The following is an 18,619-nucleotide window of genomic DNA, read 5'->3' on the forward strand; positions in this document are numbered from 1 at the left end:
AAAGACAGCTAAAGGCTAGCAAATAAGTTTCACACAATGGAACACGCAATCCACTGTCTGGGAAATCATGATCATCTCTTTGTGTCTCTGTGCTGGGGGTTTGCGGTGAGGTGATGCTGTGGCATCCGGGGGTGGGTGCCATACCCCCGTTTCTATCAGTGGACAGGTTTAGCCCCTCCCGGTGCACCGCCCGCCACCCGGCTGCACGCCGTCCGGGTGGCCCGTCTGCCGGGCCGTGCAGCAAGCGGACATTATTTATATAGGTAACGGCCTGATCCGGCAGGCTGTTGTTCGGGCGGATACGCGTGCGCCTTCCCCGGTGCCGGTTCGCCGCAGGGGACAGCCTTCCCCGTCGGGGTAGGGGATCCGGGTCAGCCGCCGGGTGGACACCGGTTGCTAGGATCAACCCTTGTGAGCCTTACTCTTGGAATCGTCGGACTGCCCAACGTCGGCAAGTCAACCCTGTTCAATGCACTGACCCGCAATGACGTTCTGGCGGCGAACTATCCGTTTGCCACCATCGAACCCAATATCGGAATGGTCGAGCTGCCCGATGCACGGTTGAAACGCCTGGCGGAAATCTTCAAGTCGGAAAGGATCCTTCCCGCGACCGTGTCGTTCGTCGACATCGCGGGCATTGTCAAGGGTGCTTCCGAAGGTGAGGGGATGGGCAATAAATTCCTCGCCAATATCCGCGACTCGGATGCCATCTGCCAGGTGGTCCGGGCCTTCGACGATGACGATGTCATCCACGTGGCCGGCAAAGTCGATCCGGAATCGGATATGGGGGTCATTGAATCCGAACTGATCTTCGCTGATCTGCAGACCCTGGAAAAAGCGATTCCGCGCCTGGAAAAAGAATCCCGCAAGGACAAAGACAAAAAGGTCGAGCTGGAAGCCGCCAAGAAGGCGCAGGAAATTCTGGAAGACTCCCGCACCCTGTTCAAAGCCCAGGATGAAATAGATCTGGATGCGCTGAAGGAACTGCACCTGATGACGGCCAAGCCGTTCCTTTATGTGTTCAACTCCGATGAAGGGGTGCTCACCGACGAGGACAAAAAGCAGAAGCTCCGTGAGATGGTGGCTCCGGCCGAAGCTGTGTTCCTGGATGCGAAAACAGAAACCGAGCTTCTTGACCTGGACGAAGACGAAGCAGCCGAGCTTCTTGAATCGGTCGGCCAGCACGAGCCGGGCCTGCATTCGCTGGCCAAAGCCGGCTTCGATACTCTCGGACTGCAGACCTATCTGACCGCCGGTCCGAAAGAAGCCCGCGCCTGGACCATCCACAAGGGCGATACCGCCCCGAAAGCCGCCGGTGTGATCCACACCGACTTTGAACGCGGCTTCATCAAAGCCGAAGTCGTCGCTTTCGACGACCTTGATGAACTGGGGTCGATGGCCGAAGCCCGCGCCCACGGCAAAGTCCGCCAGGAAGGCAAGGACTATGTCATGGTCGACGGCGATGTCGTCGAATTCAAGTTCAACGTCTAGTGGAATGACCCCTTAGGGGGAGAATTGAAGACAGCTGATCTTTCCCGGGGTACGCCCCGTTGTGGGCTGCCTCCGGTCAGTTGTCCGCCAATGCCGGCCACGAGATATTGCCGCACGGTCGGCGAAGCGCGCAGCGCTCGAGCCTCATTAATTCGCTGAGGCTTGTCGCTGCGCGTTGCTTACCAGTCTCGAAGGGTCTGCGTTCGACGTGGCGGGAACAGCCGTGCCTTCCACGGAAGTTTCTGGCGGCCTCGGTGGCCCACGGCTATGGCGGTGATCAGTACCCCTCCGTTCAATCTCGGCGGGATAACGACCGATCAGCTGAAAAGGCTTCCCGTTCACACTGCCGCGGGCTGTTACACGGGAGAATTGCCGACCACCGCCCGGTGGCATGTTTTTGTCGACAGCCAACCCCTGATGGGGTCTGTGCTGTTGTGGGGGATTGGTTTTCTCGGATGGTTGGGGCACTGGAGCGCCCGGGCCGGATTGGGCGCGTGCGGGACAAGTCGACCGTAGACGATTGCGTTGCCGTTGTGTGTGGGTACGTCAGCCGCGACTTATGTGATCACCCAGCCGGACACCACACCGGCACACCGGCCGGTGGCCGATGGTGTCCCCCTCAACCAGCCGCTGGCACGGGTGTCACCGTCGGTCTGGTGCGGGTTCCGGTGGTGTGGGTCTGGGAATTTTGAAGTCGGGCGGTGATGTGCCGGACGCCGATCTCCTGCAACACATGCATTCTGGTGGCGTTGCTGGCGGAGATGGATGTATTCGCTTTTGTTGTTGCTTCCCCTCGTCTGGTTATCCCCGGTAAGTGAGGCGGGGCGGGGAAGTCATATGTGACGGATCGACACGGGGTGCCGACGGGATCTGCAAGCCATCACGCGGCTCACAGTCAGATGACAACCCGGCCCAACAACAGGACCGGGTTGTCGGCGATGAAAAACCCGGTCGATCGGCCGGGTGTCGGCAAGGGAGTCACTTACGCGAGGGACAGGAAAATCTTCTGCAGCTGCTCCGACTCCTCGGGATGGTTTTCCGGGTCTTTTGCGCAGTTGCGCATGGCCGCGAGCAGCATCGCGAAAGTTGCGCGGTTGACGGCTTTATCAGCGGCAACCATCTGCGGGAGAATGTCCAGACAAGCGTCACCTTCATCGATCTGTCGGATAACGGCCTCCAGTTGGCCGCGGGCACGCGACAGCCGGTTCCGAACGGCTCTCTTGCTCTCGTCATCGAGAAACAGCGTGTAGTCACTCATACGTACAAGACTCCCTCAACACGTTGCCCAGCACCAAACCCGGTTCATTCCGGGAATGGCTGGAAACTCGGGTCATGCGGGAAAGGTGCCACGGGGACCGTGATCCCGGGCACCGGCTGCCGCCGGGGTGATGGTGCAACAGACATTGATTGCTATAGGGTGGCGGAATTTATGGTGGCAGATCGCACCCCGTTAACCGGTGGCGGCGGCGGAGCCTGCTATTTCCCCACGTTAATACGTGTCTAAAAACATACGGGGTGGGTCGTTTCCGGTCCGGTCCGGCCGCGGCAGGGGGTGCGGGCAACTCTGGGGCGCAGGCGAAGCCGGGAAGATGAAATGAAACCGGGACAACAGCGAATCCGTATACCGTGACTGGTATGGGCGGTGTGCGTAACGGATTCTTCAATACCGTAGCTGTTCGGGGTTGACTCCTGGGGGAGCGGTGTCGGCGGTGCGGGGTCCGTCCGGGTGGGGTGGGGTGATTCCTGCGGCGCCGGGGTTTCGCATAATGCCAGCTCGTGGCTTCCGATGTGGGGTCACCACGGCGGGGAAAAGGGGGCGGGGTGTGGTGGCAGGCGTCAAAAGTGGTTCAAATGTGGGATACGGGGGAGTGGTGTCTCCCCCTGGCTTCAGTGATGGTGATGGGGGGCGGGCATGGGTAAAGGTGTGATACTGAACACAGCAATGAAGGGGTGTGAGGTGCCTGGGCGACACCCCCGTGGGGTATCGAACTGGTCATATCCGGGCGCTGCGCGGCCATGGTGCATACCCCTTTTGCAGGGGTGATGACGGGCGGTCGCGGAGGGGTGGAATGAACAACGGTTCAGTTTTCCGGTGTATGCAGCGCTTGCTTTATTAATTAATGCCTCCATAAGGGTGTAAACTTTCGGCGGGTGTGCACCCTTCTATAGGTGGGTGTTTGCCGGAGGGGGTACCGGCAACTGCGGGCTGCCCGTGTGGTGTGGCGTCGGTAAAAAGGGCTTTTGCGTTGGTGGATGCCGGTTGTGGTGGTGGCGTGGGTCGGCGGGTTCACACCATGGGTGATAGCCGCCACTTAATTAAAAGCGTTCGTGTGATAGGTTTGACCGTGGCGGTTGGCGCCGACAGTCCCCAAGGGGGCGATCCCGTGACCAACAAACGCCTCTCAGTGGCCCGTGTACCGGGGCCGCGACCCCAAGCTTTTTTGACTGAACGAACAATCCCTTATTTCCAAAGAAAGGCCCGGTGAACAGTCATGTCCATCATCAACACCCAGGCACCGCGGTGGTTCGGAACCGCCTACCACAACGGTGATTTCGTCGAGGTGACCTCCGGTGACTACGAGGGCCACTGGTACGTCGTGTTCTTCTACCCGGCCGACTTCACCTTCGTCTGCCCCACCGAACTCGAGGATCTCGCCGAGCACTACGACGAACTGCAGAAGCTCGATGTGAATGTGTTCTCCGTCTCCACCGACAAGCACTTCACCCACAAGGCGTGGCACGAGTCGTCTGAGCGCATCGGGAAAATCCGTTTCCCCATGGTCGGCGACCCCACCACCGAAATCTCCGAGGCCTTTGGTGTTCTCCGCGAAGGTGAAGGCGCCTCCGACCGCGCCACCTTCCTCATTGACCCGGATGGTGTCATCCAGTTCGTGGAAATGACCAGTGAGGGTGTCGGCCGCAACGCCAGCGAACTGGTCCGCAAGATCAAAGCCGCCCAGTATGTGCGCAACCACCCCGGTGAAGTGTGCCCGGCCAAGTGGGAAGAGGGCGAAGATACCCTGACCCCGTCCTTCGATCTGTCGGGCAAGCTGTAGAAAAACACCGCTGTCCCGTCCCAGATGACCGACCGAGATAAATCCGCTTTGAAAAGGTGACCGATAACCGTGGCTGTTTTGACCGATGATCTGAAAAAGCAGATCGAATCCCTCATGCCCCTGCTGAAAAGGGACGTGGTCTTGTCCGCATCCCTCGGCGATGATGAGCGCAGCGGCAAAATGCGTGAGCTTTTAACCTCAGTGGCGGGGATGTCGGAGAAAATTTCCTTCGACGAGCACACTGATGCCCACACCCCGTCGTTTTTGGTGACCAGTCCCGGCACCGGTATCTCCATCCGGTTCGCCGGTTTGCCGCTGGGCCACGAATTCGCCAGTTTCATGCTGGCGCTGGTCCAGGCCGGCGGCCACCCGCCGAAAGTCGATGACGCCACCAGGCAGGCCATCGAAGGCATTGACCGGGAGCTTGAATTCGTCACCTACATGTCGCTGTCGTGCCAGAACTGCCCCGAGGTGGTGCAGTCGCTGAACATTATGGCGGTGCTCAACCCGAAGATCCGTCACACCGCCATCGAGGGTGGCGCCTTCCAGGACGAAGTGGATGCCAAAGGCATTAAATCCGTGCCGTCGGTGTGGCTCAACGGTGAGGAATTCGGCTCCGGCCGGATGGGTGTGGCCGATATCGTCGGCAAGATTGATTCCGGTGCAGCCGCGAAATCGGCGGCCCGCTTCAAAGACCAGGATCCCTTCGACGTGCTGGTCGCCGGTGCCGGTCCCGCCGGTGTGGCGGCAGCCGTCTACGCGGCCCGCAAAGGCCTGCGGGTGGGCATGGTCGGTGAACGCGTCGGCGGACAGGTCCTTGATACCGCGGCGATTGAAAACCTGATCGCCCTTCCCCATACCGAAGGGCCGAATCTCGGGGATTCGCTGCGCCAGTCCGCCGAGCAGGCCGGTGTCATTGTCATGGAGCCGCTGGAGATTATCTCCATGTCGGACAAAGACGCCGACGGCCACATCTCTCTTACCTGCGCGGCCGATGTGGTGCTGACCACCAGAACCCTGGTGCTGGCCACCGGTGCGGCCTACCGCAGCCTGGGTGTTCCCGGTGAAGAGGAATACCGCACCAGGGGCGTGACCTTCTGCCCGCACTGTGACGGGCCGCTGTTCAAGGGGCAGGATGTCGCTGTCATCGGCGGCGGCAACTCCGGTGTGGAAGCCGCCATCGACCTGGCCGGCATCACCGGCAAGGTCTCTGTGGTGGAGTTTCTGCCGGAATGCCGGGCGGACAAGGTTCTCATGGATGCCGCGGCCAAGACCGGCAACATCGACTTTTTCACCAACTCCGCGGTGAAAGAAATCGCCGGCGACGGCAAAGAGGTCACCGGCATCGTCTACACCGACCGGGAGACCGGGGAAGACAAGACCATCGACGTGAAGGGCGTATTCGTCCAGATTGGTCTGATCCCGCGCACCGATTGGCTGAAAAACTCCCCGGTTGAGCTGACCGACCGTGGTGAGGTGACCATCGACGGCCGTGGCGCCACCAACGTGGAGGGCGTGTTCGCCGCCGGTGACTGTGCCACCACCCCGTACAAGCAGATCGTCACCGCCATCGGGTCCGGTGCCACAGCGGCGCTGTCGGCCTACGAATACATCGCTTTGGGCAGGTAAAACACCACCGCCCGGCAGCGGGAAAAACAACAGGCGACAAAAACCCTCCACCGGTTCTTGTCGGGTGCACCAAACCCGGCAAGAGCCGGTGGTTTTTGTCTGTTGCTTCACCTACGTCTGTCACCTGTCACCGTCCCGCTGTCGGCCGGCACGGGTGCGGCAGCAGCGCACCGGACGCTTCCGGCGGAAAAAGGATGCCGCCACTGGGGTCGGTCAAGAAGGCGGGAAAGGTGCAAAAACGTGGCGCGGACCCTGCTAGACCGTGGCGTTTTTTTCGAGGAAGTCCCTGATCAACGGCCATTCGCGGTCGGATTGTTCGACACCGCTGTCGAAGGAGTGTTTCAGTTTCGTCAGGTTCAGTTCGGTGTTGGTGATCGGCATCTCGTCGGGGTAGTAGACGTAGGCGTGCCCGGTGCGTTCCAGCGGGATCAGTGAACGGCGGACCCTGTTGTAGCGTTTGGGCCAGTCGATAAACGCTTCGGCGGCCAACGGATAGTTGCGCAGCACCTGTTTGATCATCCAGCTGTTTTTCAGCGGCGACTTGATGTAGTCCCGCGGTTGGGAGCACACCACCAAAAACCGGGTGAACCCGTCGGCCCGGGCGGCATCAACGGCAATACCGGCGTCGGGTCCCAGCGCCCCGTCGAAGTAGGCCAACCCGTCGATGACGGTTTCGGGCATGAGACCCGGCATTGTCGATGAAGCGCGCACCCGGGTGGTCAAATCTCTGGCGCTGGTGATCTCTTCCCGGCCCCACCACACCGGTTGCGCGGTATCGGCCCGGGTGGCGCCGATTTTCACCGGCGTCGGATTGGTGAAAAAAGCGTCGAAATCGTAAGAATAGTTGCCGCTGAGCGGTGCGGTTTCGTAGATGTACTCCGCATCAAAATAGCCGCGGCCCTGCAAAAACGGCCACCAGCCGGCGCCTTTGCGGTCAGAGGCGAAGTCCAGAAAACAGCTTCTGATCCGCTCCCGGTCGCCGGTGAGGAAATTCACCGCCTGCGCCGCTCCTGCCGAGATTCCGCCGACCCAGCCGAAACTGACATGTTCGCCGACGAGTTTGTCGATCAGTGCCGCAGTGTGGGCGCACCGCATGCCGCCGCCCTCGATGACCAGGGCGACCGAGCCGGCATGCAGGCTTGACGGGCGGAAAGAATGGTTCATGGGGACACCAATGGCAAATGAGGTGGATGCAGGGGGTTTACCGGCGCGCTGTCCGGGCGGGGATCCGGCCCGGTGCTTTGGGGGTGTCTAGCGCGGATGGTTGGCGCTGGTGCGGCGCACCGCCGCCACCACCGCGACGATGACCACACCCCAGGCAAGTCCCGCGACCATGGAAAAACCGGTCTCGGTCAACCAGGCAGCCAGCCCGCCGATTCCCGGGATGGTGCCGGCGGTGTGCGCCAGATGGTGCACGACGGTAACCGGTGCAGCCCAGAAAAGTTCACCGACACCGACGAGCATGATGTGCCCGCCGACCCACAGCATGGCAAATGTGCCGATCACGGCGATGGCGTTGAGGATCTTCGGCATGCCGTCGACCATGGCCAGGCCGATCTTTTTCGACTGTTTGCTTGGGCGTTTGGCCAGTCTCAATCCGATGTCGTCGATTTTGACCAGCAGTCCCACCGCCCCGTAGACCAGGGCGGTCATGGCGACCGCGACCACCGCCAGAACCGACAAGCGGGTGGTGAAAGGCTGGTCGGCGACTTCGTTGAGGGAGATCACCATGATTTCGGCGGACAAAATCAGGTCGGTGGTCACCGCCCCGCGCACCAGCTGGTCTTCGGACTGGGCGCCTTTTTCTGCCGCGGTGGCCTGCTCATGGTGGCCGGCGCCGACCATCTCGAGAAACTTCTCCGCCCCCTCGAAACTCAGATAGGTTCCGCCGATCATCAGCAGCGGTGTCAACGCCCACGGGGCGATCCAGCTGAGCAGCAGGGCGAGGGGAAGGATGATGACGAGTTTGTTGAACAACGATCCCTTGGTGATCCGCCAGATGATCGGCAGCTCCCGTTTCGGGCTGACCCCGCGCACAAACCGGGGTGTGACAGCCGCATCGTCAACAACCACACCGGCTGCTTTGGCGCTGGTGCGTCCGGCGGCCGCGGCCACATCATCGACCTGGGCGGCGGCTTTTCTGGCGATCAGGGCCACATCGTCGAGCAGCGCCGCCAATCCGCCGGCCATTAGCGGACCACCGCAGACATTGTGTTCGTCATCTCCATGGCATCCAGTATCGCACGGGCGACACCCGCCGGGTGCGGGCACGTCCTAGAGTGGAAGCCGCACACCGCCCAATCCTCCGGTGCAACCCAGTCGATACCCCGCCATACCGGTTGTGGTGTTGTCTGTGCCGCGGGCAGGGCGGGATGCCACGAAAAGAAAACCACGAATATCTATGTTTTAAGGAGCCGCCACCGCCATGGCTGGAACCCACGTCAATAAACTGGTCGTCATCGGTGTCGGGCACGTCGGCAGCTATGTGCTGGCCGATGGCGCGGCCTCGGGGCTGTTCGGGGAGATCATCACCATTGACACCGACAGCGGTGTCGCCCATGGTGAAGCCCTCGACCAGTTCCAGGCCACCGGGGTGCCCACCCGCACCAACACCACGATCCGGGCGGGCGGTTACGCCGACTGCGCCGACGCCGACATTGTCATCATTGCCGCCGGGCCGTCGATGGTGCCCGACCCGGACAATCCCACCGGCCAGCCGGACCGGGCCGCCCTGTCGGCCACCAATGCCGCGGTCATCCGGGAAGTGATGGGCAATCTGTCGGCTGTCACCCGTGATCCGGTGGTCATTGTCATCACCAACCCCTGCGACACCATGTCCTATATTGCCGCCACCGAATTCGGCTTCGCGCCGGGACGGGTCTTCGGCACCGGAACCATGCTGGATTCGGCCCGCATGCGGCGTCTGATCGCTTCCCGGCATGACATTGACCCGAAGTCTGTGGCCGGTTTCATGATCGGCGAGCACGGTTTGTCCGCGGTTCCGGCGCTCAGCTGTGTGCGGGTGGCCGGTTTCCGCAACGACCAGCTGGGGGAAGCTTTCGGCGGGAGGCCCTACGAAGTCCGGGAACTGGCCGACGATGTCGTCGATGCCGCCTACCAGGTGTTCAATGCCAAAGGCTGGACCAATGCCGGGGTCGCCCAGTCGGCGATCGCCATGGCCCGGGCTGTGCTGCTGGACGAAAACAGTGTCCACCCGGCGGCCATGCCGCTCGACGGTGAATACGGCATCGACGATGTGGCCCTGTCACTTCCCTGTGTCATCGGCCGCACCGGTGCCACCCGGCGGGTTGCCCCGCCGCTGGATGACACCGAGCACGCCATGCTCATGGCATCGGCTGACGCGATCCGGCAGGCGATGAAAGACGCGCAGGCCGGTGCTTTCCGTCGCCGGTAGCGCACTGAAACGACCGCCGCACCATCTGCTTTCACGGCAGATGGTGCGGTGCGTGGATCAGCCGGGGTTGACTGCGCCGGTGAAAAGAAAAGGTGTTGACGGATCGGCGCAGGCGGCACCGGTGGCCGGAAGCGACAACGATCCGGTGTCGTTGGGCGGATAAATTTTGATGAACGCCACCGTGTCCACCGGCTGGCAGACCGTGGGGTCAAATATCCGGGCATTGGACATGCGCATGTGGAAGTGGGCTGATTGACCGGTGTCCAGGCGCACCGACTCCGGCTGCAGCGCGCCCTCCCGCTCCGCGGCCGCACCCAGCTGGTTGCCGCCGGCATCAGTGACGGAGACTCCCGGATAGCCGTACATGGTGCAGGCGGGGCCGCGGTTGGTCAACCGGACAGTCCGCATGACCGATCCGGCGCCGGATTGTGTCGAGTCGATGGTTCCGTCGATATTTCCGGCCCGGCAGGTCGGGGCGTCACCGCCGGCCGGCTGCGGGGTTTCCCGCACCCCGGGGGCGGTGCCACTTGTTGTCTGGTACTCGGTGACCGAAGCCGGTGACTGGACACTCGCCTGGTCCGCGCTGCAGGAGATGCAGGCAACTCCCGCAGCCACCAGTACGGCGACCGGTAACCGGTGCACGACAATACGGTGGATGACATCCATGGCAGTGATGTTATCGGAACAGCCCCTGGGGCAACCGGCCGGAAGCCGTGGTAGCCGCCAAACCGTTATGCGGCTGAAACCGGCCCGTATTCCCGGGTTGCCGCAACCTGCCGCACGACCCTCCCCGGTCCAGGTCGCAAGGGACAGCGGCGTGGCAACCGGCACCACGCTCTAGGATGACAAACTGTGACTGACCAACCGCTGCCGGACACCATTGAGGTTGCAGCCGTGGTGGCCCTGGACGCCCGGGGCCGGATCCTGTCGGTGCGCAAGACGCACACCGGCTATTTCCTGCTTCCCGGCGGTAAACCGGAACCCGGTGAAAAGCCCCGCGACACTGCCGCGAGAGAGCTGGCGGAAGAAACCGGCATCACCGCCCGGGCCGGTGATCTGAGCTACTCCGGCCGCTTTTCAGCCCCCGCCGCCAATGAACCCGGCTGCACCGTCGAGTGCGAGCTGTTTGTGCTTTCACGGCCGATCGACGGCGATGAGGTGGCTGTGGACCGGGAAATTGCCGAAGCCCGGTTTTTCCGCCCCGACTCCACCGACCCGGTGCTTGCCCCGCTGTCACGGGAAGTGATCTTTCCCGCCCTGGCCGCCACAGCTCCCGGCCCGTCGGCGGCAGTGCCACAACCGGTCGGGAATCAACGGGTAACCGTCGACACAAGTCCACCTGAACCGGCACCCGGCCGGTGAATGCGGCATAATCCCCCGGCCGGTGGGTGGGACAGGCATGGCCGGGGCGGGGTGATGTGTGTCTGCGGGGGTGGTGTGGGGGAGGCTTACGGGATCACCCCCGCAGCAGGGCAATCTTTGGTGACACTAACCCGCCGGATAAACGGCAGGATAGTGGGCTGGTCCATCCGGTGTGCGGCATGTCAAACACACAGGTTCGCCCGGGGTGGACCGGATGGTCTTTGATGGGCGGGTTTTGTCAGGCCGGAGCGGGCTACAAGCATGCTCCCTGTTCATTGATTGGTATTGCCGAAACTGGGAATTGGGTAACAATTTGGCCACGTTCTGAGGGTCCGTAAATGGGGATTCTGGAAACGTGGTGGTCAGGGGGTGCTGAACATCTGTTGGGTGGGGGATTCGTGATTCCCGCCACGTATCCAACTTAAAAAATACGCCCCTCACAGTTAGACTCTCGTTAACTGTCCGTGAACAGGTGACCGGTCCCACCGGGTTGGTCATGTCGCTGGCGGTAACTGAACATACAACGGTCCCGGGGGCTTGAGACCACCGGACACCCTCCCGTTATGGGAGTGCCACCCCGCCCATCGGGCGGGGTCCGGTGTGGTGACGGCCCGGCTGTTTTTCCGTGATTTTGTCGCGGAAGAGACTTCCGGAATGTCCGCCCACCGGTGGTTGCACATCACCCATGACACGTTTTTTCCACTCCCCGCGGTACCGTCCATTTTCAATACCAGGAGACAACAATCCATATGAAGTTCACCAAGACCCTCGCGGTCGTCAGCGCCACCGGTCTGGCGCTCGGCCTGGCCGCATGCTCCGGCTCGGATGACACAGCCACTGATTCCTCCGCCGGGGAAAGCAGCAGCGGCAACGCTATTGTGACCGCCTGGGGTTCCGAACCGCAGAACCCGCTGAATCCGCAGAACACCAACGAAACCGGTGGCGGACGCATCATTGACTCCGTTTTCGCCGGCCTGGTCTACTATGACGCAGACGGCAAGGTCCACAACGAGATGGCCGAGTCCATCGAGCCTTCCGAGGGCAACAAAGTCTTCACCATCAAAATCAAAGACGGCATGAAGTTCGCCGACGGTACCGCGGTGGATTCCGACAGCTTCATCGACGCCTGGAACTACGCGGTCGAAAACGCTCTGCTGAGCAACTACTTCTTCGAGCCGATCGAGGGCTACAACGACGGCGGCGAGAAGCTGACCGGTCTTGAGAAAGTCGATGACCTGACTTTCAAGGTCACCCTGACCCAGCCGGAAGCCGACTTCCCGTTGCGCTTGGGCTACTCGGCCTTCTACCCGCTGCCCAAGGTCGCTTTCGAGGACATGGACGCCTTCGGTGAAAAACCGGTCGGCAACGGCATGTACAAGGTCAGTGACTGGCAGCACAACAAGTCGCTGAAGGTGGTTCCCAACGAGAACTACACCGGCGTGCGCAAGGTCGCCAACGACGGTGTCGAGTTCGTCTTCTACTCCAAGCCGGATGCCGCCTACACCGCCCTGCAGTCGGGCAACCTGGACATCATCGACACGATCCCGGATTCGGCTCTGTCGACCTTCCGTGATGAACTCGGTGACCGGGCCATCAACCAGCCGTCGGCGATCTTCCAGTCGTTCACCATCCCGGAAAAGATCGAGCACTTCAACGGCGAAGAGGGCAACCTGCGCCGCCAGGCCCTGTCCATGGCCATCAACCGCCCGCTGATCTGTGAAAAGATCTTCCAGGACACCCGCACCCCCGCCACCGACTTCACCTCCCCGGTCATTGCCGGACACTCCGACAGCCTGACCGGTGCCGAGGTTCTCGAGTACAACCCGGACAAGGCCAAGGAACTGTGGGCCAAGGCTGATGCCATCAGCCCGTGGAGCGGTGAGTTCACCATCGCCTACAACGCCGACGGTGGCCACCAGGGTTGGGTCGATGCCGCGGCCAACGACATCAAGAACACTCTTGACATCGATGCCCACGGCAAGGCGTACCCGGACTTCAAGTCCCTGCGTGACGAGGTGACCAACCGGACGATCACCGGTGCTTTCCGTACCGGCTGGCAGGCCGACTACCCGGCCCTGGCCAACTTCCTCGGCCCGCTGTACGGCACCGGTGCCGGTTCCAACGACGGCGACTACTCCAACGAGGCGTTCGACGCCAAGCTCGAGCAGGGTGCCGGAGCCAGCGATCTGGACAGCTCGATCAAGACCTACAACGAGGCGCAGGAAATCCTGCTCGAGGACCTGCCGGCCATCCCGCTGTGGTACTCGAATGTCACCGGCGGCTACGGTGAGTCGGTGTCCAACGTCAAGTTCGGCTGGAACTCTGTCCCGCTGTACTACATGGTGGAAAAGAAGTAACCGCTTCCTTTTTCAACAACCACCACCGCCCGCCGGCCTGGGGCACAACCCCCGGCGGGACAGACCCGGTCCCCGCGGGGACCGGGTCGGTTCGGGTGGGGGCGGGCGCCATCCGGCCCCCGCGGTGCCGGAGCTTGTCTGCGTGCCGGGACGCCCAACGGTTGATCGTGTGTGTAAACCCCCTTACCCCCGGGTCCGCCTTTTCCCGCGGTTTGTGCAATTTTTCCCTATTTTTTTCATAGACTTTTTTCGGTCGATGGCTGTTTTCTCTCCAGCCCCGGCCCCGGATTTTTTTAAGCCCCCGACGCCGATAAGGACTTTCTGACCATGCTGCGCTATGTCGGGCGTCGTCTGCTCCAGATGATTCCAGTGTTTTTCGGAGCGACGTTTCTCATCTACGCCCTCGTCTTCCTGATGCCCGGTGACCCGGTGCAGGCCCTCGGCGGTGACCGGGGTCTCACTGAAGCGGCCGCCGCCCGCATCAGGGCCGAATACAATCTCGACAAACCGTTCATCATCCAGTACCTGCTGTATCTGAAAGGTGTGGCCACGCTCGACTTCGGCACCACCTTCTCCCACCAGCCGGTGCGGGAGGTGATGGCTGGGGCATTCCCGGTGACCATCAAACTGGCCTTTATGGCCCTGATCTTCGAGGCCGTGTTCGGCGTGGCATTCGGTGTGCTCGCGGGCGTCCGCCGGGGCGGTTTCTTCGACTCCACCGTGCTGGTGATGTCCCTGGTCGTCATCGCCGTCCCGTCATTTGTCATCGGTTTCGTCTTCCAGTTTTTCGTCGGTCTGAAATGGCAGCTGCTCCCGGCAACAGTCGGCCCGCATGAAAGTTTCGAGAAACTGCTCATGCCGGCCATTGTGCTGGGCGCGGTGTCGTTTGCCTACGTGCTGCGGCTGACCCGGCAGTCGGTCAGTGAGAACCTCACCGCCGACTATGTGCGCACCGCCCGGGCCAAAGGTTTGGGCGGCACCCAGGTGATGAGCCGGCATGTCCTGCGTAACTCCCTGATTCCGGTCACCACTTTCCTGGGGGCCGATCTCGGGGCGTTGATGACCGGCGCGATCGTCACCGAAGGCATTTTCGGCATCAACGGTGTCGGCGGCACCATGTACCAGGCGATCATCAAGGGCGAGCCGTCGACGGTGGTCAGTTTCACCACCGTGCTGGTGATCGTCTACATTGTCGCCAACCTGCTCGTTGACCTGCTCTACGCTGTCCTGGACCCGAGGATCCGCTATGCCTGAGACACACACATTCGACAAGGACAACACTTCTCCGGCTGCAGGCCTCGGCCCCGACGGGGAGCTTCCCGGCCAGCACCGCTATGTGGCGGCCACAGATGAAACAGGCCTGGGGGCCGTGGACGCGGTCGCCGATGAATCCGCGCCCCGGGGCGTATGGGGCGAAGCCTGGTTGCAGCTGCGCAAACGGCCACTGTTTTGGGTCTCCGGGGCGATGATCGCGCTGGCGGTGGCCCTGGCCGCCTTCCCGCAGCTGTTTACCTCCGTCGATCCGACGCACTGTGAACTGATCCAGTCCCTGGAGCCGCCGAGCAAGGGCCATCCCTTCGGATTCGACCGGCAGGGCTGTGACATCTACGCCCGCACCATCTACGGGGCGCGGGCCTCGGTGACAGTCGGTGTGCTCTCCACACTGATGGTGACCATTCTCGGCACCATCATCGGCTCCCTGGCAGGTTTTCTGGGCGGCTGGGTTGATGCCATCAACTCGCGTCTGACCGATATTTTCTTCGCCATCCCGCTGGTTCTGGCCGCCATCGTTGTCATGCAGATGTTCAAGGACCACCGCAACCTGATCACCGTGGTCGTTGTGCTCGGCGTATTCGGCTGGACCTCGATTGCCCGCATCACCCGCGGCGCGGTGTTGAGCGTGAAAAACGAGGAATTCGTCACCGCCGCCCGCGCGGTGGGGGCCTCCCGCTTCCGTATGCTGGCCAGCCATATTCTGCCCAATGCGGCAGCCCCGATCATCGTCTACGCCACCGTGGCACTGGGTACCTTCATCGTTGCCGAAGCCACCCTGTCGTTCCTCGGTATCGGGCTTCCGCCCACCATCGTCAGCTGGGGCGGCGACATCTCCAAGGCGCAGGCGTCCCTGCGTACTGCCCCCATGGTCCTGTTCTACCCCGCAACCGCACTGGCGCTGACTGTGCTGTCATTCATCATGATGGGTGACGCCGTGCGCGACGCCCTTGATCCGAAGGCGAGGAAACGTTAAGTGTCCGAGCAGACAACCACCCCCGGCCCCGACCGCAGTCAGCGTAAACACGGCACCGATCCGCTGCTTGAGCTGAAGAATCTGTGCGTGTCGTTTACCTCCACCACCGGCACCGTGGAAGCTGTCCGCGATGTGAACCTGACCGTCTACCCCGGACAGTCGGTGGCCATCGTCGGTGAGTCCGGCTCCGGTAAATCCACCACCGCCATGGCGGTGATCGGTCTTTTGCCCGGTACCGGGAAAGTCACCGGCGGCCAGATTCTTTTCGAGGGCCAGGACATCACGAATCTCAAAGAAAAAGAGATGGTGGGTTACCGGGGTTCGAAAATCGGCCTGGTTCCCCAGGATCCGATGAGCAACCTCAACCCGGTGTGGCGTATCGGCACCCAGATCAAAGAGTCGCTGAAAGCCAACAACATCGTCAAAGGCTCCGAGGCCGACCAGCGGGTGGCCGAGCTGCTCAGCGAAGCCGGTCTTCCCGATGCGGAGCGCCGCGCCAAGCAGTACCCGCACGAATTTTCCGGTGGTATGCGCCAGCGGGCTTTGATCGGTATGGGGCTGGCGGCCCGCCCGCAGCTGCTGATCGCCGATGAGCCGACCTCCGCGCTGGATGTGACGGTGCAGAAACAGATCCTCGACCACCTGGATGGCCTGACCGAGGAACTGGGGACCGCGGTGTTGTTCATCACCCACGATCTGGGGCTTGCGGCGGAGCGTGCCGAACATCTGGTGGTCATGCACCGCGGCCGGGTCGTCGAATCCGGCAATTCGCTCGATATTTTGCGCGCCCCCCAGCACCCCTACACCAAACGTCTGGTCAAAGCCGCCCCGTCACTGGCTTCGGCCCGCATCCAATCCGCGCAGCAAAAAGGCGTGGAAACCTCCGAACTGCTCACCCACCGCAGCCTGGAAGGCCGCGAGGAGGTCATCCGTGTCGAGGATTTGACCCGGGTGTTTGATATCCGCGGGGCCAAAGGCGACAAAAAGAAACTCGTCGCCGTCGACCATGTCAGTTTCGGGTTGAAAAAAGGCACCACACTGGCGCTGGTGGGTGAATCCGGCTCCGGTAAATCCACCGTGGCGAATATGATCCTCAACCTGCTCGACCCCACCGAAGGCAAGGTGTACTACAAAGGCACCGACCTGTCGACGCTGGGAAACAAAGAGCTGTTCGAGATGCGCCGCAAACTGCAGGTCGTCTTCCAGAACCCCTATGGTTCCCTGGACCCGATGTACTCGATTTTCCGCTGCATCGAAGAACCCCTCCGGGTGCACAAGGTCGGCAACAAAAAGCAGCGCGAGCAACGCGTGGGTGAACTGCTGGACATGGTGGCCATGCCCCGGTCGACCATGCGGCGTTTCCCCAATGAGCTGTCCGGCGGCCAGCGCCAGCGCATCGCGGTGGCCCGGGCACTGGCATTGAACCCGGAAGTGATTGTGCTCGACGAGGCGGTGTCCGCCCTGGACGTGCTGGTGCAGAACCAGATTCTGCAGCTGCTGGCCGACCTGCAGGAACGGCTCGATTTGAGCTACCTGTTCATCACCCACGACCTGGCGGTGGTCCGGCAGACCGCCGACGAGATCGTGGTGATGCAAAACGGCAAACTCGTCGAACACAACACCGCCGACAAGCTGTTCGCCAACCCGCAGCAGGACTACACCCGGACCCTCATCGAATCGGTGCCCGGCCTGGGTATCGAACTGGGTACCGGCGAAGGTCTCGACGGCTAGACGATCCGCCTCTGCGCGGCAGGACCGGAACACACCGGCCCTGCCGGCGGCAGGTGACCACCCGCCCTCTTTTACGTGGCTGTGTCAGCACAAGCGACAAAAAAGGGGGCGGGTTTTTGCTGTCCCGCCCCCGGTATCCGTGGATGTGGTCCGGGGGCAGTGTGTCCGGTGGATGCGGTCGCGGCGGGCCTTCCGCCGTCCGGCGCCCCGTTCGGGCGGGGCGGCCAGGTCGGTTGCCTGTGCGGCAGGGGGAAACCGCCGGGGAAGTTAGGGTGTGTATAGTTGTGTCGTCCCACGGGAGTTCGGGCCAGTCGGGCCGGTGACGGTGTACGCACATACTGCGCGCACCGGGTCACCGGCTGTACGGAGCCACCGGGCTGAGACACCGCCAAGGCCGCCACGGGGTTGGTTTTTCCGCGCATCCGCCTTTTCTTTTTTAAAAGCACGCCGCGCCGGTTGAGCCAGCACACAGGCGATGGTCGCGGTGACCGTAACCACCTGATCCGGGTAATGCCGGCGCTAGGGAGAGAGAAGGTTTATTTCCCCATGACTCACACGCAGGACAACACTGCTTCCACACCGGCGGATTCCGCCGCACCCTCATCTGCCCCCACCTTCACCTGGACGGTTGCCGATATTCTCATCTGCACCGTCCTCGGCCTGGTCTGCGGGCTGGTGTTCTGGCTCTACAACGGCCCCGGCGGCGCGTGGTGGGAGGCGTTCAACGCCATCACCCCGGGGCTGGCGGGGCTGACCGTCGGCCCGTGGCTGTTCGCCGGGCCGCTGGGTGGTCTGGTCATCCGCAAGCCGGGTGCCGCCATCTACTGCGAGGTCATCGCCGCCTGCCTGTCGGCCGCCCTGGGCAACCAGTGGGGACTGCCCACGGTCTACTCCGGGATCGCCCAGGGGCTGGGCGCGGAAATTATTTTGGCGGTCTTTTTGTACAAGCGCTTCGGCCTGCCGGTGGCGGTGCTGTCCGGTGCCGGTGCCGGTGTGGGTGCCTGGGTGCTGGAATTTTTCCGCGGCAACGCCGCCAAAGGCATCGAGTTCAATACCGTCTACCTGGTGTCGCTGATCATCTCCGGGGCCGTGATCGCCGGTGTGGCCGTCTACTTCATGGTCAAAGCCCTGGTGCAGACCGGTGCGCTGGATAAAGTCCGGGCCGGGCGCGCCAACCGGCAGCGGGTCTAGGACGCACGGGAGCACGCAGCGACGACAAGACAGCCATCGGGTCGGCCGATCAGATGGCTGTCTTTTTTCTTCACCCCGGCCCGGTCTTTCCAACAACGACCCCGGAACCGATTTTCTTATCCCCGCTCCCGTGCGCGGT

At 62.3% G+C, this 18,619-nt stretch carries 14 protein-coding genes; 10 read left to right on the forward strand and 4 right to left on the reverse strand.

The features are described from left to right. The first annotated feature begins 411 nt into the window (after positions 1-411). Complete coding sequence (gene ychF, locus JZY06_RS09370; RefSeq protein WP_207279282.1) at positions 412-1,491, forward strand: redox-regulated ATPase YchF; 1,080 nt, start codon at positions 412-414, stop codon at positions 1,489-1,491. A 982-nt stretch (positions 1,492-2,473) separates the two neighbouring features. Here the strand turns inward: ychF and JZY06_RS09375 are convergent. After that, positions 2,474-2,749, reverse strand: coding sequence for a metal-sensitive transcriptional regulator (locus JZY06_RS09375; protein ID WP_207279283.1), 276 nt, complete (start codon positions 2,747-2,749; stop codon positions 2,474-2,476). 1,234 nt (positions 2,750-3,983) lie between these two features. On the opposite strand from JZY06_RS09375, the gene ahpC reads away from it, so the two are divergent. Next, positions 3,984-4,547, forward strand: a complete 564-nt coding sequence (gene ahpC, locus JZY06_RS09380) for an alkyl hydroperoxide reductase subunit C (RefSeq protein ID WP_207279284.1) — start codon at positions 3,984-3,986, stop codon at positions 4,545-4,547. Positions 4,548-4,610: 63 nt separating this feature from the next. Next, the gene (gene ahpF / locus JZY06_RS09385; RefSeq protein WP_207279469.1) at positions 4,611-6,176 is read left to right on the forward strand and encodes an alkyl hydroperoxide reductase subunit F; all 1,566 of its coding nucleotides are present in this window, start codon (positions 4,611-4,613) and stop codon (positions 6,174-6,176) included. Positions 6,177-6,431: 255 nt separating this feature from the next. Here ahpF and JZY06_RS09390 read toward each other — a convergent pair whose 3' ends face one another. Both JZY06_RS09390 and JZY06_RS09395 read right to left on the reverse strand, forming a co-directional pair. Next, on the reverse strand, positions 6,432-7,340 hold the full coding sequence (locus JZY06_RS09390) for a patatin-like phospholipase family protein (protein ID WP_207279285.1): 909 nt from the start codon (positions 7,338-7,340) through the stop codon (positions 6,432-6,434). 87 nt (positions 7,341-7,427) lie between these two features. Further along, entirely contained in the window at positions 7,428-8,366 is a 939-nt protein-coding gene (locus JZY06_RS09395) for a DUF808 domain-containing protein (protein WP_207279286.1), read from the reverse strand. Positions 8,367-8,601: 235 nt separating this feature from the next. Here JZY06_RS09395 and JZY06_RS09400 point away from each other — a divergent pair, with 235 nt between their 5' ends. Beyond that, the gene (locus tag JZY06_RS09400; protein ID WP_207279287.1) at positions 8,602-9,591 is read left to right on the forward strand and encodes a lactate/malate family dehydrogenase; all 990 of its coding nucleotides are present in this window, start codon (positions 8,602-8,604) and stop codon (positions 9,589-9,591) included. 57 nt (positions 9,592-9,648) lie between these two features. Here the strand turns inward: JZY06_RS09400 and JZY06_RS09405 are convergent, their stop codons facing one another. Then, positions 9,649-10,257, reverse strand: a complete 609-nt coding sequence (locus JZY06_RS09405) for a DUF4232 domain-containing protein (RefSeq protein ID WP_207279288.1) — start codon at positions 10,255-10,257, stop codon at positions 9,649-9,651. 186 nt (positions 10,258-10,443) lie between these two features. Here JZY06_RS09405 and JZY06_RS09410 point away from each other — a divergent pair, with 186 nt between their 5' ends. The 6 genes from JZY06_RS09410 (at position 10,444) to JZY06_RS09435 (ending at position 18,480) form a co-directional block, all read left to right on the forward strand. After that, the gene (locus tag JZY06_RS09410) at positions 10,444-10,953 is read left to right on the forward strand and encodes an NUDIX hydrolase (protein ID WP_330617239.1); all 510 of its coding nucleotides are present in this window, start codon (positions 10,444-10,446) and stop codon (positions 10,951-10,953) included. A 749-nt stretch (positions 10,954-11,702) separates the two neighbouring features. Beyond that, positions 11,703-13,310, forward strand: a complete 1,608-nt coding sequence (locus tag JZY06_RS09415; RefSeq protein ID WP_207279289.1) for a peptide ABC transporter substrate-binding protein — start codon at positions 11,703-11,705, stop codon at positions 13,308-13,310. Between the two features lie 327 nt (positions 13,311-13,637). Further along, the gene (locus tag JZY06_RS09420) at positions 13,638-14,564 is read left to right on the forward strand and encodes an ABC transporter permease (protein WP_207279290.1); all 927 of its coding nucleotides are present in this window, start codon (positions 13,638-13,640) and stop codon (positions 14,562-14,564) included. Then, positions 14,557-15,558, forward strand: coding sequence for an ABC transporter permease (locus JZY06_RS09425; RefSeq protein WP_207279291.1), 1,002 nt, complete (start codon positions 14,557-14,559; stop codon positions 15,556-15,558). Before JZY06_RS09420 ends, JZY06_RS09425 begins: the two co-directional genes overlap by 8 nt. Next, positions 15,559-17,289 carry a dipeptide ABC transporter ATP-binding protein gene (locus JZY06_RS09430; RefSeq protein WP_207279292.1) on the forward strand — a complete coding sequence of 577 codons (1,731 nt, stop codon included), beginning with the start codon at positions 15,559-15,561 and terminating at the stop codon, positions 17,287-17,289. A gap of 546 nt (positions 17,290-17,835) precedes the next feature. Beyond that, complete coding sequence (locus tag JZY06_RS09435) at positions 17,836-18,480, forward strand: ECF transporter S component (RefSeq protein ID WP_207279293.1); 645 nt, start codon at positions 17,836-17,838, stop codon at positions 18,478-18,480. Positions 18,481-18,619: the final 139 nt, after the last annotated feature.

It is taken from the genome of Corynebacterium mendelii, assembly GCF_017307055.1.
Taxonomy (GTDB): domain Bacteria; phylum Actinomycetota; class Actinomycetes; order Mycobacteriales; family Mycobacteriaceae; genus Corynebacterium; species Corynebacterium mendelii.

Bases quoted from the DNA above. Each gene is read 5' to 3' on its own strand.
- JZY06_RS09375 (WP_207279283.1), bottom strand. From the start codon at position 2,749: ATGAGTGACTACACGCTGTTTCTCGATGACGAGAGCAAGAGAGCCGTT.
- ahpC (WP_207279284.1), top strand. From the start codon at position 3,984: ATGTCCATCATCAACACCCAGGCACCGCGGTGGTTCGGAACCGCCTAC.
- JZY06_RS09390 (WP_207279285.1), bottom strand. From the start codon at position 7,340: ATGAACCATTCTTTCCGCCCGTCAAGCCTGCATGCCGGCTCGGTCGCC.
- JZY06_RS09395 (WP_207279286.1), bottom strand. From the start codon at position 8,366: ATGGCCGGCGGATTGGCGGCGCTGCTCGACGATGTGGCCCTGATCGCC.
- JZY06_RS09400 (WP_207279287.1), top strand. From the start codon at position 8,602: ATGGCTGGAACCCACGTCAATAAACTGGTCGTCATCGGTGTCGGGCAC.
- JZY06_RS09405 (WP_207279288.1), bottom strand. From the start codon at position 10,257: ATGGATGTCATCCACCGTATTGTCGTGCACCGGTTACCGGTCGCCGTA.
- JZY06_RS09415 (WP_207279289.1), top strand. From the start codon at position 11,703: ATGAAGTTCACCAAGACCCTCGCGGTCGTCAGCGCCACCGGTCTGGCG.
- JZY06_RS09420 (WP_207279290.1), top strand. From the start codon at position 13,638: ATGCTGCGCTATGTCGGGCGTCGTCTGCTCCAGATGATTCCAGTGTTT.
- JZY06_RS09425 (WP_207279291.1), top strand. From the start codon at position 14,557: ATGCCTGAGACACACACATTCGACAAGGACAACACTTCTCCGGCTGCA.
- JZY06_RS09435 (WP_207279293.1), top strand. From the start codon at position 17,836: ATGACTCACACGCAGGACAACACTGCTTCCACACCGGCGGATTCCGCC.